This is a genomic window from Legionella qingyii (assembly GCF_003990155.1).
In the GTDB taxonomy this organism is placed as follows: Bacteria; Pseudomonadota; Gammaproteobacteria; order Legionellales; family Legionellaceae; genus Legionella; species Legionella qingyii.
On the sequence record NZ_RZGX01000004.1, the window covers coordinates 48000 to 65783 of the forward strand.

A 17784-nucleotide genomic window follows, 5' to 3' on the forward strand; every position below is an offset into this window, starting at 1 on the left:
AAATTCAACTAAAGCGCGACTATGTAAAAAAATAAGTTTGCGATTTTACCGTGAAAGTAGGCAAAAAAACAGACTATGAAGTCTTCATTGCGGTCCGATAGGCTTGCAAGTTCATTAATAAATCAGCTTCTGCAGGAGATAAATGACAACTTTCAACAATTTCATCTCGATTACCCCCCATTTCTAAAATACGCAAAGCATGGCGATATCCGCCATCATTAGCTCGTTTATTTTCCAAATCCTGGATTTGATTATCCATACTAATCAATTGAGTATTTATCTCTTTTAATTGTTTAGAAAATAATAAATCAGCATGAATCAACACAGGATGATCTTTTGTGATTTGCTCTATTAATTTTTGCTGGATATCCAATTTTTCTTGAAAATCAATTAATTTCTTCCGCTGATTAAATAAGTAATTCAGTACGAATACAAAAATAAGCACATTTAAACTTAAAAGAAAAGTTATCATTTTATATCCTTATCCCCGATGACTACACGATGGGCTGCTGGTTGACTTAGCGATGGATTTAAAAGACGAGGAATATTACGATTTAACGCAATTATGATTGTCACCCTACGATTTGCAGCTCGCCCTTGTTCTGTAACATTATCAGCAACCGGATATTGTTCTCCATAACCCGTCACTAAAATGCGCTGTGTTTCAATTCCAAAGGAATTTAGAATACGCCCAACAACTGCTGCACGCATAGCTGAAAGCTCCCAATTTGAGGGAAATTGTGGCGTCTCTATAGGAATATTGTCTGTATAGCCCTCTACGGCAACAATAGAAGATGATTTTTTAATTTTTGTGGCTAATCGCATTAATTTAACAAAAGCTTCTGGTTTTAAATCTGATTCACCTGAGTCAAATAAAGCACCTGAGTTAATATCCAATTCAACCCAACCTTCTTGTCGATTGATCTTGTAATTTCCATCTTCCAAATCAGCCAATGATTGATTTAATTCATCAAGTCCATCATTAAAAGGTCCTTTAAATTGTTTGGTTTGCGGTCCGTCTTTTATACTTTTCGTTGATGTGAGTGCCCGAGCCTCATCTTTTTTATTGAACGCTGATTTCATTCCCTCTGAAAGGGATTTGTACTTTGAAATATTTACGGAGGAGATAGCATACATCACTACAAAGAATGCAAATAGCAAGGTAATAAAATCTGCATAAGAGACAACCCAACGATGATGATCGTTCTGCTGTTCATTTCTTTTTTTTCTTTGTTTCATCTTTCTTCTGTTGGCCAAAATTATTAAGTTTTAACAGCAAAATTCCTGGACTTTCTCCGGATGCGATGGCAACTACCCCTTCTACAATCATTTCGTCATAATGCACTTGGCGAGCGATACAACTTTTTAATTTATTCGCCACCGGTAAAAAAATAAGATTAGCCATTCCAACTCCATAAATAGTAGCTACGAACGCTACTGCAATACCTAAACCTAATTCGCTTGGCTCTGATAAATGGCGCATCACTTGAATCAATCCCAATACCGCACCCAAAATTCCTATGGTTGGACTGTATCCCCCCATACTTTCAAAAACCTGTGCGGCATGAGAGTCAAGTGCTTCGACACGATCAATCTCATCCTCAAGAACTTGTCTTATCGTCAGTTTATCTACACCAATAACTAACAACTCTAATCCCTTATTAATAAGTGGATTTTTTTCAACTTCTAAATGCTCTTCCAAGGAAAGTAAACCCAGCTGACGGGCTTTTCGCGCCAGCTCGAACATCTTGTTGCGGCAGGGTTCAAAATCGAGTTTGGGAGGGACAACAACCCAGGGCAAGATTTTAAATGCACGTTTAAAGGTACTTAGTGGTGTTTGCACCATAACAGCACCGATAGTTCCTCCCAGCACAATGAGCAATGCAGAAAAGTTCAGTAGGGTCTGCATGCTTCCACCCTCTAACATTTGACCTAAAGTAATAGCTAAAAAACTGGTTAACATCCCTATTAAAGTTAAAGCATCCATTCTTGTTATTCCGGTAATCGTGATTTAATACGATGTGTTGCCTGACTGAGGATCTGTGAAACACGTGACTCACTAACGCCAATAACCTCTCCAATTTCTTTTAGGTTTAAATCTTGTTCGTAATATAAAGAGAGCACCATTCGCTCTTTATGGGGCAATCCACGAATTACCTCAGATAAACGTCGCATCAAATCATTATGAAATACGTTAACATGAGGCTCGGTAGAGGCGTATCCATCTTCGACCTGTAAAGCATCATCAGTAACACCCAAATCTTCAAAACCATATAAATGACTGCTCACTGAGTCTTGTAACATTTCATGGTATTCATTAAGTGATATTCCAAGTTCAGCTGCTATTTCTGAATCTTTGGCCTCTCTTCCTAATCGATGCTCAACAATTTTTACTGCTTCAGAAATCATTCTTGCATTACGATACACCGAACGAGGTACCCAATCATTACGCCTTACTTCATCAAGCATATATCCTCTGATTCGGATCCCCGCATAGGTTTCAAATGAAGCCCCCTTGGAAGAGTCGTAATGTCTTGTTGCTTCCAGCAAACCAAGCATTCCCGCTTGTATTAAGTCATCTAGTTGTACGCTTTGTGGCAAACGCCCCAATAAATGATGTGCTATGCGCTTAACCAACAAGGCGTGAGTTTTTACCAGCGTTTCTTGAATTTGCTGGTTCACTTTGCTATAGGCAGCCAAAGCATCCACATTAATCTCCTTAAAATTCACCCGCGACTAAACGCTCTAAAAAGAAACTGGTATTACCCCCCAGTAGAGAACTAGGTGGCCATTCAGATACTTCGTCTGCTAACTGCCTCATCGCCAGTGCAGCGGCAGAATCAGGATAAGCAATTAATACGGGTTTTTGCATTTTCACTGCCCTGTGTATGTGTTCATCAAAAGGAACTGCTCCTAAATAGTCTAGCTGAACCTCAAGAAATTGCTCGGAAACTTTAAATAATTTGTTAAATAATTCTCGTCCATCTCGCTCATTTCTTACCATATTGGCTAAAATATGAAAACGTGTCCATTCATAACGCTTACTCATTACTTTAATTAAAGCATATGCATCGGTTAATGAGGTAGGTTCATCGCATACAACTACAATTAATTCTTGAGATGAACGAGTAAAACTCAAAACCGTGTCAGATATGCCAGCAGCGGTATCAATAATCATGTAGTCCAAATCATCAGTAAGCTCATTAAATGCATCAATAATCCCAGCCAACTCTGTTGGAGAGAGTTGAGTCATAAACTCGGTTCCGGAAGCTGCAGGAATGACACTGATACCATTAGGTCCTGGCAAAATAATGTCACTTAAATGACAAATTCCCTGAGTTACATGCGACAGATTATATTTAGTATGTAATCCTAGCATGATATCGATATTTGCCAATCCCAAATCAGCATCAAGTAGCATTACTTTTTTATTGAGTTGAGCCAAACCAACTGCCAAATTAACAGAAACATTGCTCTTGCCAACCCCGCCCTTTCCGGCAGAGACTGCAATTACCTTGATCGGCTTCGCACGCGATAGACTTCTCAGACCTGAAGCTTGATCACTTATATTTCGTCTCACTTTAGACATGATATTCTCTCCCAGCACTTTGATGTGCTTTCCTAACATTATCTGTCCGAAACAGTTGTGCTTCCTGTTCAGCAAATAATTCAACAAGCTGATGGCGTGTTGCCATTTTAATGTCTTCAGGTACACGTTGCCCGTGCGTCAAATAGCTCACACCTAAACCCGACTCAATAAGTGCACTTAGTGCACCACCCACAGCGAGCGACTCGTCCAGTTTTGTCAAAATACACTGATCAATTTGATTTGCTTCATAACGTCTTATAGCATCAATTAACACTTGGTAATGACTTGTTGCAGGTAAAACCAAAACCTTGGAAATCGATTGCAAATAAGTGCCTAATACATGCATTTGTTTTACAACTCGCTCATCTGCTGGATTCATTCCCGCTGTATCAATCAAAATTAATTTTTTATCATTTAATTGCCGTAACACGCGTGCCAAAGAAACCTCATCTTGAGCAACACACACCTTAACCCCCAAGATTTTTCCATACATCATGAGTTGTTCTTGTGCCGCTATTCGATAAGTATCCATTGTGACTAGACCTAACTTATCTGCTCCAAACCTCAAAGCAAATCTCGCTGCAATTTTAGCCAACGTTGTCGTTTTTCCAACACCAGTTGGTCCAACAAAAGCATAAACCCCACCCTCTTCTATTCGACGTGTATCACAAATGGCTAATTGATCCGAAATAAGATTCAATACAGATTCCCAGCCTCTTTGTTGATTTAAATCAGAGCGCACAGAACACGCCCAAGTCGCAGCGGTGGTGTGGCTTACCCCTAGATACAAAAGTTTTTGGAGCAAAATAGTATGTAAAGGTTCATAGACTCCAACATTTCCTCTTAATTGTGCTTCAAGCATACCTCTTAGTGTTTGAATTTCCTGACGCATATCATCAAGCGGTGTTTGCATTTGAAATTTATTAGTCTGACTGGTTGGCTCAGCACATGCCACTGCTGCTGAAGTTGAAAGAATTGTTTCATCAAAATCAATTGCAGCCACGACTTCTACACCACCATCAATATGATGGCTGGACAAAATGACGGCATCGGCACCAAGTGTCTCTTTAATTTGTTTCATAGCGCTGCGTGTATCGGCCGCAACAAAACGTTTTAATTTCATAAAGCCTCCTGCTTATGAAGAAATTTGTCACTATTCACGCAATGCCTCTTTAGAAATTGTAGCTCGCTTGTAAGAAAACTGAGAAGTTTGTCTTCAGTTATCATTTTTATCCTACTGTGCCTACTATTCTTATTTGTTTATTATCAGGGATCTCCTGATAAGACAAAACATGAAAGTCATGAGATATATTACGCACAAATCGTGCCAATACTGCTCGAATTCCTGGCTGTACTACTAATACTGAACTTTCTTGTTTCGCCTGTTGTTGCATTGCTAATTGTGTCAAAGAATGTTGTATTTTATCTGCCATTCCAGGCTCGAAATTTACGCCTCCAGATCCACTACTTTGAATAATGTTTTGCAATAATTGTTCCAACTCAGGTTTTAACGTAATAATTGGTAGCTCCTCATGAACACCACTGATTTTTTGGGTAATTAATCGAGATAAAGCAATACGGACTTGACTGATTAAATACTCCGTATCCTTAGATTTTGGCGCTAATTCCGCCAAAGTTTCGACTATAGTGCGAATATCTGTTAGAGGGATATGCTCCGTTAATAAACCTTGTAACACTTTACTAACCATTCCTAAAGAAAGACCATCGGGTACTAATTCTTTCACTAGTTTAGGTGAGCTAACTGCAAGCTTGTCTAAAAGCTGTTGAGTTTCTTCATAACCTAACAATTGCTGGCTGTTTTGCTCTAATATTTGGCTTAAATGTGTGGCAACAACCGTCGAAGAGTCGACCACCGTATAACCTAAGGTATGTGCTTGCTCTCTTTGACTTTCATTAATCCAAACGGCTTCCATACCAAAAGCTGGATCACGAGTTCTTATCCCCTCAATTTCGCCAAAAATTTGCCCAGGATTTATAGCCAAGCAACGATCAAGATGAATCGCCGCTTCCCCCATTACTACCCCTGCCAAACTAATTCGATAATGGTTAGGTTTTAAATCCAAATTATCACGGACATGTACTGAAGGAATTAGAAAACCCAATTCTTGTGATATTTTCTTTCGCACCCCTTTAATTCGAGCAAGTAAAAGTCCTCCTTGTGCTTGATCCACTAAAGGAATTAAGCGATATCCTACTTCAAGACTTATTACATCAACAGGATTCACATCATCCCATGACAATTCCGTGGAGATATTTGGATTTTGAACTGCCAGAGATTCATTTTCCTGGTTAATCTGTTCTTTCTGTTTTGCTTTATCTTGCTGAAGAAACAAATAAGCAATTCCTGCTAAACCAGCAGAAAGGAGAATAAATGCTACATGAGGCATTCCAGGAATAATACCAATCAATCCAATAATACCTGATGCAATAATTAATGAACGTGGATTAGCAAGTAACTGAGAAATCACCGCATGTCCCATATTTTGTGCACTTGAAACTCGAGTAACAATGATGGCCGCTGCGGTTGATAAAACTAACGAGGGTACTTGCGCTACCAAACCATCACCTATAGTTAATAAAATATAGTTATGCAATGCATCAGAAATACTCATCCCATGCTGAAAAACCCCAATAATCAATCCACCGATAATGTTAACAACCAGAATTAAAATCCCGGCAATTGCATCACCACGAACGAATTTGCTAGCACCATCCATCGAACCATAGAAATCTGCTTCTTGTGCCACTTCCAATCGACGTTTTACCGCCTGCTCCTGGTTAATTAAACCGGCATTCAAATCCGCATCGATCGCCATTTGCTTTCCAGGCAAAGAATCTAAAGTGAAGCGAGCACTTACTTCTGATACACGCCCAGCACCCTTGGTTACTACAACAAAATTGATGACTACTAAAATCATAAATACGACGAGACCTACAGCATAGTTTCCGCCAATAACGACCTCACCAAAGGATTGAATCACATGCCCAGCTGCATCAGTACCTTTATGACCATTTAATAAAACGACTCGCGTTGAGGCTACGTTTAACGACAAACGTAGTAACGTTGCGAGTAATATAACGGTTGGAAATACAGCAAAATCCAAAGGTCGTTCGCTATAAATCACCGCTAACAAGACTACAAGTGACAAAGCGATATTAAAAGTAAAGAACATATCCAATAAAAATGGTGGCATAGGTAACATCATCATGCCGAGCATGATGATTAGTACCAAGGGGGTACCCAAACCTTGATGCATCCAATATTGCATATACTGTAATGCTTTATTCATTAGCAGCCTCCTCTGCATCACGCACTAACTCTGCTGGAATAGGAACATTCTGTAATACAGAAGGTTTATAGTCATAACGTTCCTTGTCACGCAGTTGAAATACATAAGCTAAAACCTGAGCTACAGCGACATAAAGCCCTCTCGGTATTTCTGCATTTAACTTTGTAGAAAAATAAAGCGCTCGTGCCAAAGGCGGTACTGAAATAATGGGAATTTTATGTGATGTCGCAATTTTATTTATTTGAAAAGCAATCAAATCTTTACCCTTTGCCACAACTATCGGTGCTTTATGGCTCTTTTCTTTATAACTGATCGCTACAGCATAATGGGTAGGGTTTGTTAGAACCACATTTGCCTTAGGTATTTCATTCATCATGCGTCGTCTCGATATCTCTTGCTGAGCACGACGAATAGCGCTTTTTACTTCGGGTTTACCTTCCATTTCTTTGTATTCATCTCGCAATTCTTGCATCGTCATTTTCATGTTTTTATGATGCTCATACAATTGAAAAGGTACATCAAAAGCAGCGATCAAAATCAAACTAGCAGCAATCAATACAAAAGATTTCACTACGACCAGACTGCCGGTACTAATCGCTGTTTCTATAGGAACATGTGCCAAATTGAGTAATGCAGGAATTTGTGCTTTAAGTACTACTATGGCCACCACTGCGACCAAGAGAAACTTAAACAATGATTTGAACATCTCGACAAAACCTTTCAACGAAACCATACGTTTGATTCCTTGAAAGAAATTGAGTCGCGAAAATTTAGGCTGTAACACTTGGCCACTAAACACCCAGCCTCCCATAAGCAGGGGTGCTGCCAGGGTAACGAGAAATATAATCACCAACAAAGGCATTAAGGACCAAAATCCCATCTTAACTAGAAAATATAAACGCTCCACGCCCACAGCAGAAGTAAGTATAACTCGCGTGTCGAATTCAAAAGCATGGCGCATCATGACTGCTAATTGCAGCGCCAATTGCTTTCCAAAAATAAGGAATCCTACCGCCGTAAAAAGTAACGTTACTGTGCTATTGAAATCCCTTGATCGTGCAACCTGACCTTTTTTACGCGCGTCTCTAAGGCGCTTGGCCGAGGGCTGTTCCGTTTTTTCTTGAGCCTGTTCTTGATCACTCATCGGGGTAACATCCCTATCATAAAGCGCACTCCTTCTTTGATAAGATCTGTCATTTGTACCGCAATACTCGACAAACCTACCTTAATCACTACTATCCCCATAATTAAGGTAATGGGAAATCCTAGAGAAAAAATGTTTAATTGTGGGGCTGCTCGAGACATAATTCCGAATGCAAGGCTCACAATAAGCAAAGACAATAAAGCAGGGATTGAAATCAATAGTGCCTGTTTAAACATCCATCCCGAAAATAAAACAACATTCCAGACCATCGATTGAGTTACAGATAACTGTCCTACAGGCATAACTGTAAAACTATCTAATAAAGTTTCAAAAACAGTTAAATGTCCATTAAGCGCCAAAAATATTAAGGTCATCATCATTGAATAAAACTGACTAACCAAGGGAACACTTGCCCGGCTTGCAGGATCCACCATCACCGCAAAACCAAGACCTGCCTGCATTGCAATAATTTGTCCGCCCAAAACAAAAACCTGAAACACAAGCTGCAAAACAAATCCCATTAATAGTCCAAAGAGTACTTCCTGAATGATATAAGCTAAGAACAGTCCATTAAAATTCAGAAAAGAAAGCTCTTTCGGAACCATAAAGGCACAGACACAACTTAAAACAAACAGTAAAATAATTTTAATACGGGCAGGTAATAAGACAGAAGAAAAAACAGGTACGGTAAGCAGTAACCCACCAATGCGCCCCATTGGCCAAATAACCTGGCTTATCATATGTATTATGGTTGGATAATCCAGTTTCATATTCAGTTAACCGATTAAATAAGGAATATTGGTAATTAAAGAATCAGTGTAATTCACCATAGTCTTCAATAACCAAGGACCGGCAAATACGAGCATTAAAAAAGTAATAAATAATTTAGGTATAAAGCTTAAACTCGTTTCATTAATCTGTGTCGCTGCCTGAAACATCGAAACAATCACACCAACAATCAAGCCAGGAAGAATGAGTACCATGATCAATAACAACATCAAATACACACCTTCGCTAAATATAGAAGTTATAGACTCTGGGGTCATATTATTTCCCTATAATTTTTATTTCCCTATAATTCCTAATCTGGACGCAAAATGAGGCATTTAACTCATAGCAAAACTCGACGCCAGCGATCCCAAAATAAGTGTCCACCCATCAACCATAACAAAAAGCATGATCTTAAAGGGTAATGAAATAATCAAAGGTGAAAGCATCATCATACCCATAGCCATCAGAACACTGGATACCACCATATCAATAATTAAAAAAGGTAAAAACAAAATAAAGCCAATCTGGAACGCTGTTTTTAATTCACTGGTAATGAATGCGGGAATCACTACACTCATTGGCACTTCGTTAAGGTTCGCCGGATTTTTTTGAGCAAATTTTTCAAACAACGACAAATCATTTTTTCGAGTTTGATTTAACATAAACTCACGCAAAGGAACCTGTGCATTTGCCAAAGCTTGTGGGAATTTCATAGTCTCTGCAAGATAAGGCTGCACTGCTGTATCATTGATCTTATTAAAAACAGGATTCATCACAAAATAAGTCATGAATAACGCAATACCAATTAAGATTTGGTTCGTAGGAGTCTGCGCCAAGCCTATAGCTTGGCGTAATATAGAAAGTACAATAATGATTCTTGTAAAAGCCGTCATTGCCATCAACATCCCCGGCAAAACAGTTAACAAGGTCATAAAAATCAAAATTTGCAGATTAACACTATAAGTTTGTTCACCATTTGCTCCAGGTTGTACTGTCATGGCAGGTAAAGATAAAGGCGCAGCCTGCACAGCAAGAGGAACCAAACACAACAAAATGATACATACAGAGGCTAGAGTGAAACGTAGACTAACTCGAGATTTATAAAAACTAACTCTCTCTATGTTATAGGATGGATATCGCATCATTAAATTCATTTTATTCATCTTATGATTTCGTAACTGATTTAAGTAGCACTGCAAATGAAGTTTTATTTTTGGAATCAAAACCTGTCGGTAGTTCTTCACCAAAATCATAAAGCAGCGTGACATGCCCGGAACCTGATCCAACCAACAAATAACGCGTCCCTACTTTTAACAAGGTAATTTTTTCCTTAGGTCCTAAAATCATACTCGCTATGGATTGAAATCCTTTTGTCGAGCTCATTTGCATACCATGTAACCGCTTCACCAGCCAAGACAATAGAAGGATAAGCAATAAAACCAACAATAAGCCCATGACAACACGCATGAGCTCTCCCTGATTGAGTGCAGATTGCATCATCTTAACCGCTTAATTCGTTCTGCTTTGCTGACGATATCGGTTAATCGCACACCAAATTTATCATTAACCACTACCACTTCCCCATGTGCAACTAAAGTCCCATTGACTAAAACATCAAGCGGATCACCTGCTAAACGATCCAGGGCAACAATTCCTCCTTGGTTTAATTGGAGTAAATTACGAATCGTCATTTTAGTGCGGCCGATTTCTACAGTCACAGATACAGGGATATCCAGAATCAAATCCATTTTTTCACTGTCTGCTTCCTGAGGAAGAGTATTTGATGGTTTGGGTTGTTCTATTGCTTCTTGAGACATTCCTCATCTCCTAATAACTAATATTTTTTATTATTTTTACAGCACGCTTGTCATTCGCAGTACCTTGAGTTGCCGTAAATCCTGGAGTTCCTTCAATATCCAAAGTAACTATTTCTTTCATTTCCATAGGTATAAAATCCCCTACTTGCCATGACATCACAGCACCGAGAGTGCTTTTGGTTTCAGCCATTGCCGAGCTCACAGTTAATTCAACATCCATTAACTCTTCTTTTAATGATTTGACCCAGTTTGGATCAATTTCATCATCTGGACGAGAAGCACCAAGCTCCAATTGCTCTTTGATTGGCTCAACCATCGAATAAGGCAAAATAAAATAGAAAATACCTATTTCTTTGCCAAAATCCATGGAAAAACGCGCTACTAATAGCATTTCTTCGGGTTCTGCTATATTGACTAACTGTGGGTTTGTTTCATCATTAAATTTGGTGATATCAAGCTGAATAATGGGCTTCCAAGCTTGACTCAGGTTAGCAATGAGCTTTTTCGTGATCACCTCCATAACACGCAACTCAGTTGCAGTAAAATCTGTTCTGTCTTTTTGGGCAAAGAATTGGGAACTACCGCCAAAATAATAATCGACAAGATCATAGACAAAAGTACTATCAAAAAGAATTATGCCTTTGCCGCGTAATGGTTTGAATTTAAAAATACTCATTAAGCTTGGGTTAGGCAAACTCTCCATGAAATCGCGATGTTTTATAATAAGTAATGGATCTTGCTTAATCTCAAAATCTTTGGCGGTCACATTATAAATATCAGATGCAAACAGACGCACTGCGCGGTCATAAATTCTATCTAATACGGGCAGCTTGCCTTTGACAATACGTTCTTGAGCCGTAAAATTAAGTGTCTTTACATCATTTTCTTTTTTTATTTCAATTGGCTCAAATGTAGAGTTCGTTACATCATTTTTATTCGTTTTTGCTTTTTTATGATCCGATTTTTCTTTAGTAAGTGTTTCACCTTCTGATTCTTGATGACCCTCTTCAGGAGATTCACCAACTGTTTTTAGTAATGCATCTATTTCTTCTTGTGATAAAACGTTTTTATCAGCCATATAAGCAATCCATACAAATTTTTTAAACTTGAATTTAACTCATTAAATTCAAGTAAGCATCATGATTCTTCTATTGAATAGCCTTATGCAAACTGTATGCCATTTATAAAATAGTCTTGTCATTTAAAGTAGAATTGTAGCCTGGATGAAGGCCACAATACTGAAATGAAATTGAGGTGTTTGCCAATTTGAGATTAATCAAGATAACCAGTGACATGTTTGCATGGACAGTCAAAAATCATATGCCAATCATTTGACAATATATCAAACTTAATTTGAGAAAAAGCAAAGACAAACTTACTCATTAGTTTGTTGTTGACATTTTGCCTGCGCCATTTTTCGGCAATTATCCTGACAATCGATTTCAGAAGAGTTCAGGCATTGCGAATTAATACAATCTTGACTTGTATTATGAAAACACTGGGTTTTGTCATATTTTTGTGCGCCTAAATAATCCTGAGGAATATCTGCTGCAAAAACAGAAAGGGAAAAGAGAAAGCCTAAAAAGATTAAAATAGTTTTCATCATAATTCCTTTTAATTATGTTTCTAAATGAATTATAGTCATAAATATTGGAAATGATGAAACCACATATAAAATGCGCAGCAAAACAAAAACATTAACCAATTTTAGCCGTGCGCGCTATAGCCAGTCGTTCTGTTTACGTCCTGATAATGAAGAACAACTTGCTGATTACCTTGCCCACAATCCCCAAGAAAACATCCTCGTACGTGGTTCAGGGCTATGCTATAACGACAGTTGTTTTAATACTGATGGTTTTATTATTGATAGCGAACGCCTGAATCATTTTATCAATTTTAATCCCGAAACGGGTATTGTAACCTGTCAAGGAGGGGTTCCACTTAAAGATTTATTTTTAGTGCATCCTGATTTCATTCCTCCCGTTCTCCCAGGGACTGTCCATGCTACAGTTGCGGGTGGAATTGCTCACGATGTGCATGGAAAAAACAATCATCTCGAAGGTAGTTTTGGACACCATCTCATTGAATTCGATTTATTGATTGGAAGTAAGAAAATTCATTGTAGCCGTTCTGAAAATAACGAATTATTTCATGCGACGATCGCAGGCTTAGGTCTTACAGGGATTATTACCCGTGCAGCACTCCGTCTAAAAAAGGCTCCTCGATTTGTTCAAACCAAACATAAACAATTTGAATCGCTCCAATCACTCACCGAATATATGGTGACAGAAGGCATTCATCATGATTATCAAGTAGCTTGGCTTGATCTACTCAATCCGGTTCCCCGCGCTCTTTTTTCTGTGGCAGATTATTGTGATCCGTTCGACGATAAAAAATTAAAAATTCACTCCATACCCAAAATTCCTTTTTCTTTAATCAGGCCGTGGGGTATAAAATTATTTAACCAGATTTTTTTTAACCATAAAAAAGGACAAGAAAAACTAACGCTTGAACAATTTAATAATCCCCTGGATAAACTCATGCACTGGAACAGACTTTATGGACCTAAAGGATTAGTTCAATTTCAGGCAGTTTTTAGTACTGATCATGCTTCAACCACTTTGGAGCGATTAGTACAATTGATTCGCCTTCATAAGGCAACACCAACCCTTGCTGTACTCAAGCTGTTCACTCAATCTGGTGAAGGCTTACTTTCCTTTTGTCAACCTGGATTTACCCTGGCAGTTGATTTTATTCATAATGTACAAGCAAAGCAGGCAATGTATGCCATGAACCAATTAATTACTGAACTCAATGGCCGAGTTTATTTAGCTAAGGACTTTCTTTTAAATGAAGAACAATATCATCAGATGTATGAGAAGCATGAACAATTCTCGCAAACTCTTAAGCGCCATGCATGTATTATGAACTCTGATCTGGCAAACCGATTAGGGATAAAAAAATGATACAAAGAACATGGGTCATATTAGGCGCAACCTCCATCATTGCAGAAAAATTTGCTCATATTGCCGCTCGATCAGGACATCAATTGCTTCTCGTAGGGCGCCAGAAAAATCAACTCGATCTGATTGCAAATGATATCAAACTTCGATATCGAGTACGCTGTGATGTACTTGTTTTAGATTTGATTGAGCAATTTAATGATCTGCTTGCTGTTTTTAAAACTGAGAACCGCGAACTGGATTTATTGATTGCACACAGCGATTTCACTGATAACGATCTTTTGAATATTGAAACCATCACTCACCTCATCAAAGTAAATATTTTGACCACTACTTTATTGATCCACACCTACTTAAATCGTCAGCAAAAAGAATATAATTTATTATTTTTAAGTTCTGTTGCTGCATGTCGTGGACGCGCCAAAAACAGTCTGTATGGAGCAAGTAAAGCAAGCATTGAAATTTATCTTCAGGGTTTACAGCAAGCTGCCAGTCCTAATCAACACATCACCATTGCTCGCTTGGGTTTTATTGATACCAAACAAACTTATGGCTTGCCCGGAATTTTTTATGCAGCCCCTCCAGACCTTTGTGCACAAGCCTGTTGGAACGCCCTGATACATAAGAAAAGGATGTTTTATTATCCTTATTTCTGGAAAATTATTATGGGAATAATCAAACGGCTGCCATTCTTTCTTTATAAAAAAATGGGTAAAATTTAGCGATTCCCTTATTAGTCAATGTCAGTCATGCTCAGTAAATACAACTTTTTTGTACAAAGCCCAGATGAGATAACTCCTCGTCAAGATCAGGCGCCATTTGATTTGACCAACTATAAAAGAGAACCTGAATCAGGATGGCGTACAGATTTCGTGCTTTTCTATGCAATACTTATTTATCATTTTTATAAAGTAGCGAATTTTCATAAAATTATAATTATCAATAGGGGTGATAATCAGTTCACTGTTAATTTTCAGAAACCCAAAAATCCAATACTTTTTGAAAAATACCTGGAGGAATTTGGTTTCAGCTATGATGATTTAGAAAAAGAAAATATGAACTATGAAATTTCATCAATAGATTTAGCGAAGCTAAGAGCCATTTTGAATATTTTATATAAACAAAAATACATTTCTGCATCGCTTTTGCAAGACATAAATCTGGCTATTTCTTCTGAAAATCCAGATTTGATCAAATTAAATCAAGCAAAAGAGATGGACTTAAATAAGTCCACAATAATATATCCAAGTGAGGCGTACAGACAATTTTCTTTTTGCAAAAATTTATATCATTATTGTGCTAATAAAAATATGTGTCTTTATAAGTATACAGATCTTTCTGCTATTATCCCCATGATTGAACGGATGCTTAAGAATAATGTTAATCCCAATCAAGGGGGAAAAAATACTAAATCTCCACTTATGGGATTAATTTTAAATCAACACTGTAATGCAGAGACGAAACAAATTGCTACTCTTCTTCTTAGATATAACGCTCAAATAGATGCTATGGACTTTTATTGTAAGACCGCTTTGCATCATGCGGCAGCCAGTCGAAAGGATTTATGGATTGAATTCCTCTTGGAAAATGGAGCAAATGCTACATTAGAAGATGATTTAGGTTACACCCCAAAGCAAATCTATCTTGATAGCTGTAAAAGCAACAATTTTCCAATTGACTCCAAAATAGAAGAGTTATTTGAAAAAGCTGAAACTGCAAAAATTATGATGTTGAAATAATCTGGACTTGTATAGCACTTGATGCAACATATTGAAGTGTTCCTTAATAAGGCAGAAGAACCCCAGATTGCAAGCACCTGCTCTCTTAGTCAGTTGAAATCTTCAGGAAAAGTTCCAGGTTACAAAAAAGAAGGGTTGATTGTAATTATAGCGCTACAAGATCGTGATAGATCATCTATAATATGTATAACTCAATTTATAAATGCAGAGATTTTGGACAGATTATGAAATAAATAAAAGGAGTTTTTTATGATCTCTATGAATAGGATTTCACTCACAATGATGCTAGGAACATTGAGTTGTCTATCATTTTTATCGACTGCTTTTGCAGATACGTCCATAACTCAAACTTCAACGACAGACATTTCAGGTACCTATGTATGCAATTTCCATGATCCTTTTTCTACACCGCCAGATGGCACAGAATACCTTACTATAAAAAAAGGGAGTAACAATAGTTATAGAATGTCGAAAAAAGGAATGAATGACACCACACCAAGCCTTGTTGGAATTGGTTTACAAAATAAAGAGCAGAATAATGCATTCTCATTTTTATTTTGGTGGTCTAAAGATCCGACGACTATTTTTGCCCAATACATCATCATCAAACCAGATGGTACTTTGGAAGGCAAGTGGGCACAAAGTAATAAGAATCAAGCCGCCACTATTAGTTGTAAAAAATCATCATAAAGTGGCATGTGCATCAGTCATTAACAAAAAGGAGTTTGTTATGAAAGCATTGGTAGATATCTCTTTAACAGCCATATTATATTTCATTATCACCACAGCTTATGCTGACAATATGACGGCCAGCACATCTCAATCCATTGAAGGAAATTATAAATGTCAATGGAATGGCTCTTTATTAGATAATAAGAGTTTTTCTCTTACCATATCGAAAACTGGCGATACTTACAATTCTGAATGGGATGATAACACGGGTAATCCAGTACTGTATGGTACAGGATTAATGGGTTCAAATATTAATAATTTTATGAGCACTTCTTTTTGGGGGGCCGTAGATAACACGATTTCGGGTATATTGTCCATTACATTAAAACAAGACGGATCTTTACAAGGCAACTGGATATCTCAATCTGGAAAAGATACTGGCACTACAACGTGTACCAAGAGTAACTAAAGTTATTAAGTAACATCAAAAATCAAGTACAGTTTGATCATAAAATATAGCGGTCAATAGTTTGACGATGGCTCACCAATTGCTAAATGCTTGTTTGACCGGGTTTAGTTTATTGGTGCCATTTATCATTAAGTCGCCTCCTAAAATCATTGAGGCTATAGGCTAAATAACAGCTCTGTCTTTAGTCACGCACGCATGCCGAAAACTCAGGGAAACGTTGATTGGTCGTGAGTAGGCTGGTACAGTGCTTATGAAGTCCAGCTATAGAACTCTAAGTATCCATGCTAGACTTCAAAATGTTAAGCTCAGCTACTTAATTATTTTCAAATAGGTGTGAGCGGTTACTCCAAATCCCAGATCTAGCTGAACTGCAAACCAATTATTTGATTGATTTATTTAAAAATCTTAATCATAGGTAAAATTGTTTTTATCAAGCCAAAAAATTGTAAAATATAGATAACTAAAATAATAAGAACGAGTACATTTAACAAGCTTTTAATTGATGGTGGCATAGGTATAAAAGTATCGATTAGCCATAAAACCACCCCAAAGACAACAATAACAGCAATTAAATTCAAGAGCCCAGTCATAACTATCCTTATTAATGATGATTCTTGTTTAAAATTATAGCAGATTTACAGATACTTAGGAGTCTTTGATAACGAATAAGGCTTTCGATAACCTTTCATTTTGAGGCAACAGTGGAGTAAAAAAATCATGAAATTTACATAGCCTGGGTACTGCAAAGCTAACCCGGGGTTCTGAAACCTTATTAACCAAGGTTTCGCTGCATCCAGGCTACAAACAATACGAATTTTGCTACAAAAAATTATTCGCTTTTTGCACCCTGCTCCTTCAATAAATCACGAATTTCAGTTAATAATGTTTCTTCTCTAGTTGGTTTTTCTTGCTTTTCTTCCTTTTTTCTTAATAAAGAAAGTGCTTTAATTGCTACAAAAATTGAAAATGAAATGATTGTAAAATCAATCACGGCCTGGAGAAATTCTCCCCATTTTACAATCGCATCACCGACGGAAAACGTTTTATTTGCGACATTAATTCCACCTAATAATAAGCCAATTAAAGGCATCACAATGCCGCTAACTAATGAGCTAATAATTTTGCCAAATGCCGCACCAATAACCACAGCAACAGAAAGATCAATTACATTCCCTTTTATAGCAAATTGTTTAAACTCTTGTAAAAAACTCATGCCATCTCCTTATGTATGATTACTTTACAGATAATTAGCCTGGTGGAGAAAAATCCAGGCAGCATAAAATAGCATTACCCACTATGTCTTAGACAA

Annotated in this window: 22 protein-coding genes; 5 read left to right on the forward strand and 17 right to left on the reverse strand. The window is 37.5% G+C overall.

Going from position 1 to position 17784, the window contains the following annotated elements; translation table 11 throughout:
* Window positions 1-73: 73 nt before the first annotated feature.
* From ELY20_RS03760 to ELY20_RS03830, 15 genes are all read right to left on the reverse strand, one after another.
* On the reverse strand, window positions 74-472 hold the full coding sequence (locus ELY20_RS03760; RefSeq protein WP_110141522.1) for a DUF2802 domain-containing protein: 399 nt from the start codon (window positions 470-472) through the stop codon (window positions 74-76).
* A complete protein-coding gene (locus ELY20_RS03765; RefSeq protein ID WP_110141521.1) occupies window positions 469-1239 on the reverse strand; it encodes a flagellar motor protein MotB in 771 nt (256 codons plus the stop codon). The genes ELY20_RS03760 and ELY20_RS03765 overlap by 4 nt, the downstream gene beginning before the upstream one ends.
* Window positions 1214-1987, reverse strand: a complete 774-nt coding sequence (locus ELY20_RS03770) for a flagellar motor protein (RefSeq protein ID WP_110141520.1) — start codon at window positions 1985-1987, stop codon at window positions 1214-1216. Before ELY20_RS03770 ends, ELY20_RS03765 begins: the two co-directional genes overlap by 26 nt.
* Window positions 1988-1992: 5 nt before the next feature.
* Window positions 1993-2709 (reverse strand): RNA polymerase sigma factor FliA, encoded by a 717-nt coding sequence (locus ELY20_RS03775; protein ID WP_110141519.1) that lies wholly within the window; start codon window positions 2707-2709, stop codon window positions 1993-1995.
* Window positions 2710-2719: 10 nt separating this feature from the next.
* Entirely contained in the window at window positions 2720-3589 is an 870-nt protein-coding gene (locus ELY20_RS03780) for a MinD/ParA family protein (RefSeq protein ID WP_110141518.1), read from the reverse strand.
* Window positions 3582-4712, reverse strand: a complete 1131-nt coding sequence (gene flhF, locus ELY20_RS03785) for a flagellar biosynthesis protein FlhF (RefSeq protein ID WP_110141517.1) — start codon at window positions 4710-4712, stop codon at window positions 3582-3584. Before flhF ends, ELY20_RS03780 begins: the two co-directional genes overlap by 8 nt.
* Window positions 4713-4818: 106 nt before the next feature.
* A complete protein-coding gene (gene flhA, locus ELY20_RS03790) occupies window positions 4819-6900 on the reverse strand; it encodes a flagellar biosynthesis protein FlhA (protein ID WP_110141516.1) in 2082 nt (693 codons plus the stop codon).
* Window positions 6893-8044 carry a flagellar biosynthesis protein FlhB gene (flhB, locus tag ELY20_RS03795; RefSeq protein WP_110141515.1) on the reverse strand — a complete coding sequence of 384 codons (1152 nt, stop codon included), beginning with the start codon at window positions 8042-8044 and terminating at the stop codon, window positions 6893-6895. The genes flhA and flhB overlap by 8 nt, the downstream gene beginning before the upstream one ends.
* On the reverse strand, window positions 8041-8814 hold the full coding sequence (fliR, locus tag ELY20_RS03800; RefSeq protein ID WP_110141514.1) for a flagellar biosynthetic protein FliR: 774 nt from the start codon (window positions 8812-8814) through the stop codon (window positions 8041-8043). Before fliR ends, flhB begins: the two co-directional genes overlap by 4 nt.
* 6 nt (window positions 8815-8820) lie before the next feature.
* On the reverse strand, window positions 8821-9090 hold the full coding sequence (fliQ, locus tag ELY20_RS03805; protein ID WP_110141513.1) for a flagellar biosynthesis protein FliQ: 270 nt from the start codon (window positions 9088-9090) through the stop codon (window positions 8821-8823).
* A 60-nt stretch (window positions 9091-9150) separates the two neighbouring features.
* Window positions 9151-9969: a flagellar type III secretion system pore protein FliP gene (fliP, locus tag ELY20_RS03810; protein WP_233590483.1), complete on the reverse strand. Its 819-nt coding sequence runs from the start codon at window positions 9967-9969 to the stop codon at window positions 9151-9153.
* A 10-nt stretch (window positions 9970-9979) separates the two neighbouring features.
* Window positions 9980-10315, reverse strand: coding sequence for a flagellar biosynthetic protein FliO (gene fliO, locus ELY20_RS03815; RefSeq protein WP_233590484.1), 336 nt, complete (start codon window positions 10313-10315; stop codon window positions 9980-9982).
* Window positions 10312-10632, reverse strand: coding sequence for a flagellar motor switch protein FliN (fliN, locus tag ELY20_RS03820; RefSeq protein ID WP_076547449.1), 321 nt, complete (start codon window positions 10630-10632; stop codon window positions 10312-10314). The genes fliO and fliN overlap by 4 nt, the downstream gene beginning before the upstream one ends.
* A gap of 10 nt (window positions 10633-10642) precedes the next feature.
* Complete coding sequence (gene fliM / locus ELY20_RS03825) at window positions 10643-11710, reverse strand: flagellar motor switch protein FliM (protein WP_110141512.1); 1068 nt, start codon at window positions 11708-11710, stop codon at window positions 10643-10645.
* Window positions 11711-12007: 297 nt separating this feature from the next.
* Entirely contained in the window at window positions 12008-12238 is a 231-nt protein-coding gene (locus ELY20_RS03830) for a hypothetical protein (protein WP_233590485.1), read from the reverse strand.
* Window positions 12239-12308: 70 nt separating this feature from the next.
* Here ELY20_RS03830 and ELY20_RS03835 point away from each other — a divergent pair, with 70 nt between their 5' ends.
* The 5 genes from ELY20_RS03835 to ELY20_RS03855 all read left to right on the forward strand — a co-directional run bounded on the left by ELY20_RS03835 (window position 12309) and on the right by ELY20_RS03855 (window position 16475).
* On the forward strand, window positions 12309-13598 hold the full coding sequence (locus ELY20_RS03835) for an FAD-binding oxidoreductase (RefSeq protein WP_110141511.1): 1290 nt from the start codon (window positions 12309-12311) through the stop codon (window positions 13596-13598).
* The gene (locus ELY20_RS03840) at window positions 13595-14317 is read left to right on the forward strand and encodes an SDR family NAD(P)-dependent oxidoreductase (RefSeq protein ID WP_110141510.1); all 723 of its coding nucleotides are present in this window, start codon (window positions 13595-13597) and stop codon (window positions 14315-14317) included. Before ELY20_RS03835 ends, ELY20_RS03840 begins: the two co-directional genes overlap by 4 nt.
* A gap of 27 nt (window positions 14318-14344) precedes the next feature.
* A complete protein-coding gene (locus ELY20_RS03845) occupies window positions 14345-15334 on the forward strand; it encodes an ankyrin repeat domain-containing protein (RefSeq protein WP_126955355.1) in 990 nt (329 codons plus the stop codon).
* Between the two features lie 249 nt (window positions 15335-15583).
* Window positions 15584-16024 (forward strand): hypothetical protein, encoded by a 441-nt coding sequence (locus ELY20_RS03850; RefSeq protein WP_233590486.1) that lies wholly within the window; start codon window positions 15584-15586, stop codon window positions 16022-16024.
* A 40-nt stretch (window positions 16025-16064) separates the two neighbouring features.
* Complete coding sequence (locus ELY20_RS03855) at window positions 16065-16475, forward strand: hypothetical protein (protein ID WP_110141507.1); 411 nt, start codon at window positions 16065-16067, stop codon at window positions 16473-16475.
* Window positions 16476-16867: 392 nt separating this feature from the next.
* On the opposite strand, the gene ELY20_RS03860 is transcribed toward ELY20_RS03855, so the two are convergent.
* Together ELY20_RS03860 and mscL are read right to left on the reverse strand one after the other, a co-directional pair.
* Window positions 16868-17065, reverse strand: coding sequence for a Thivi_2564 family membrane protein (locus ELY20_RS03860; RefSeq protein WP_110141506.1), 198 nt, complete (start codon window positions 17063-17065; stop codon window positions 16868-16870).
* A 239-nt stretch (window positions 17066-17304) separates the two neighbouring features.
* Complete coding sequence (mscL, locus tag ELY20_RS03865; RefSeq protein ID WP_110141505.1) at window positions 17305-17688, reverse strand: large-conductance mechanosensitive channel protein MscL; 384 nt, start codon at window positions 17686-17688, stop codon at window positions 17305-17307.
* Between the last annotated feature and the right edge of the window lie 96 nt (window positions 17689-17784).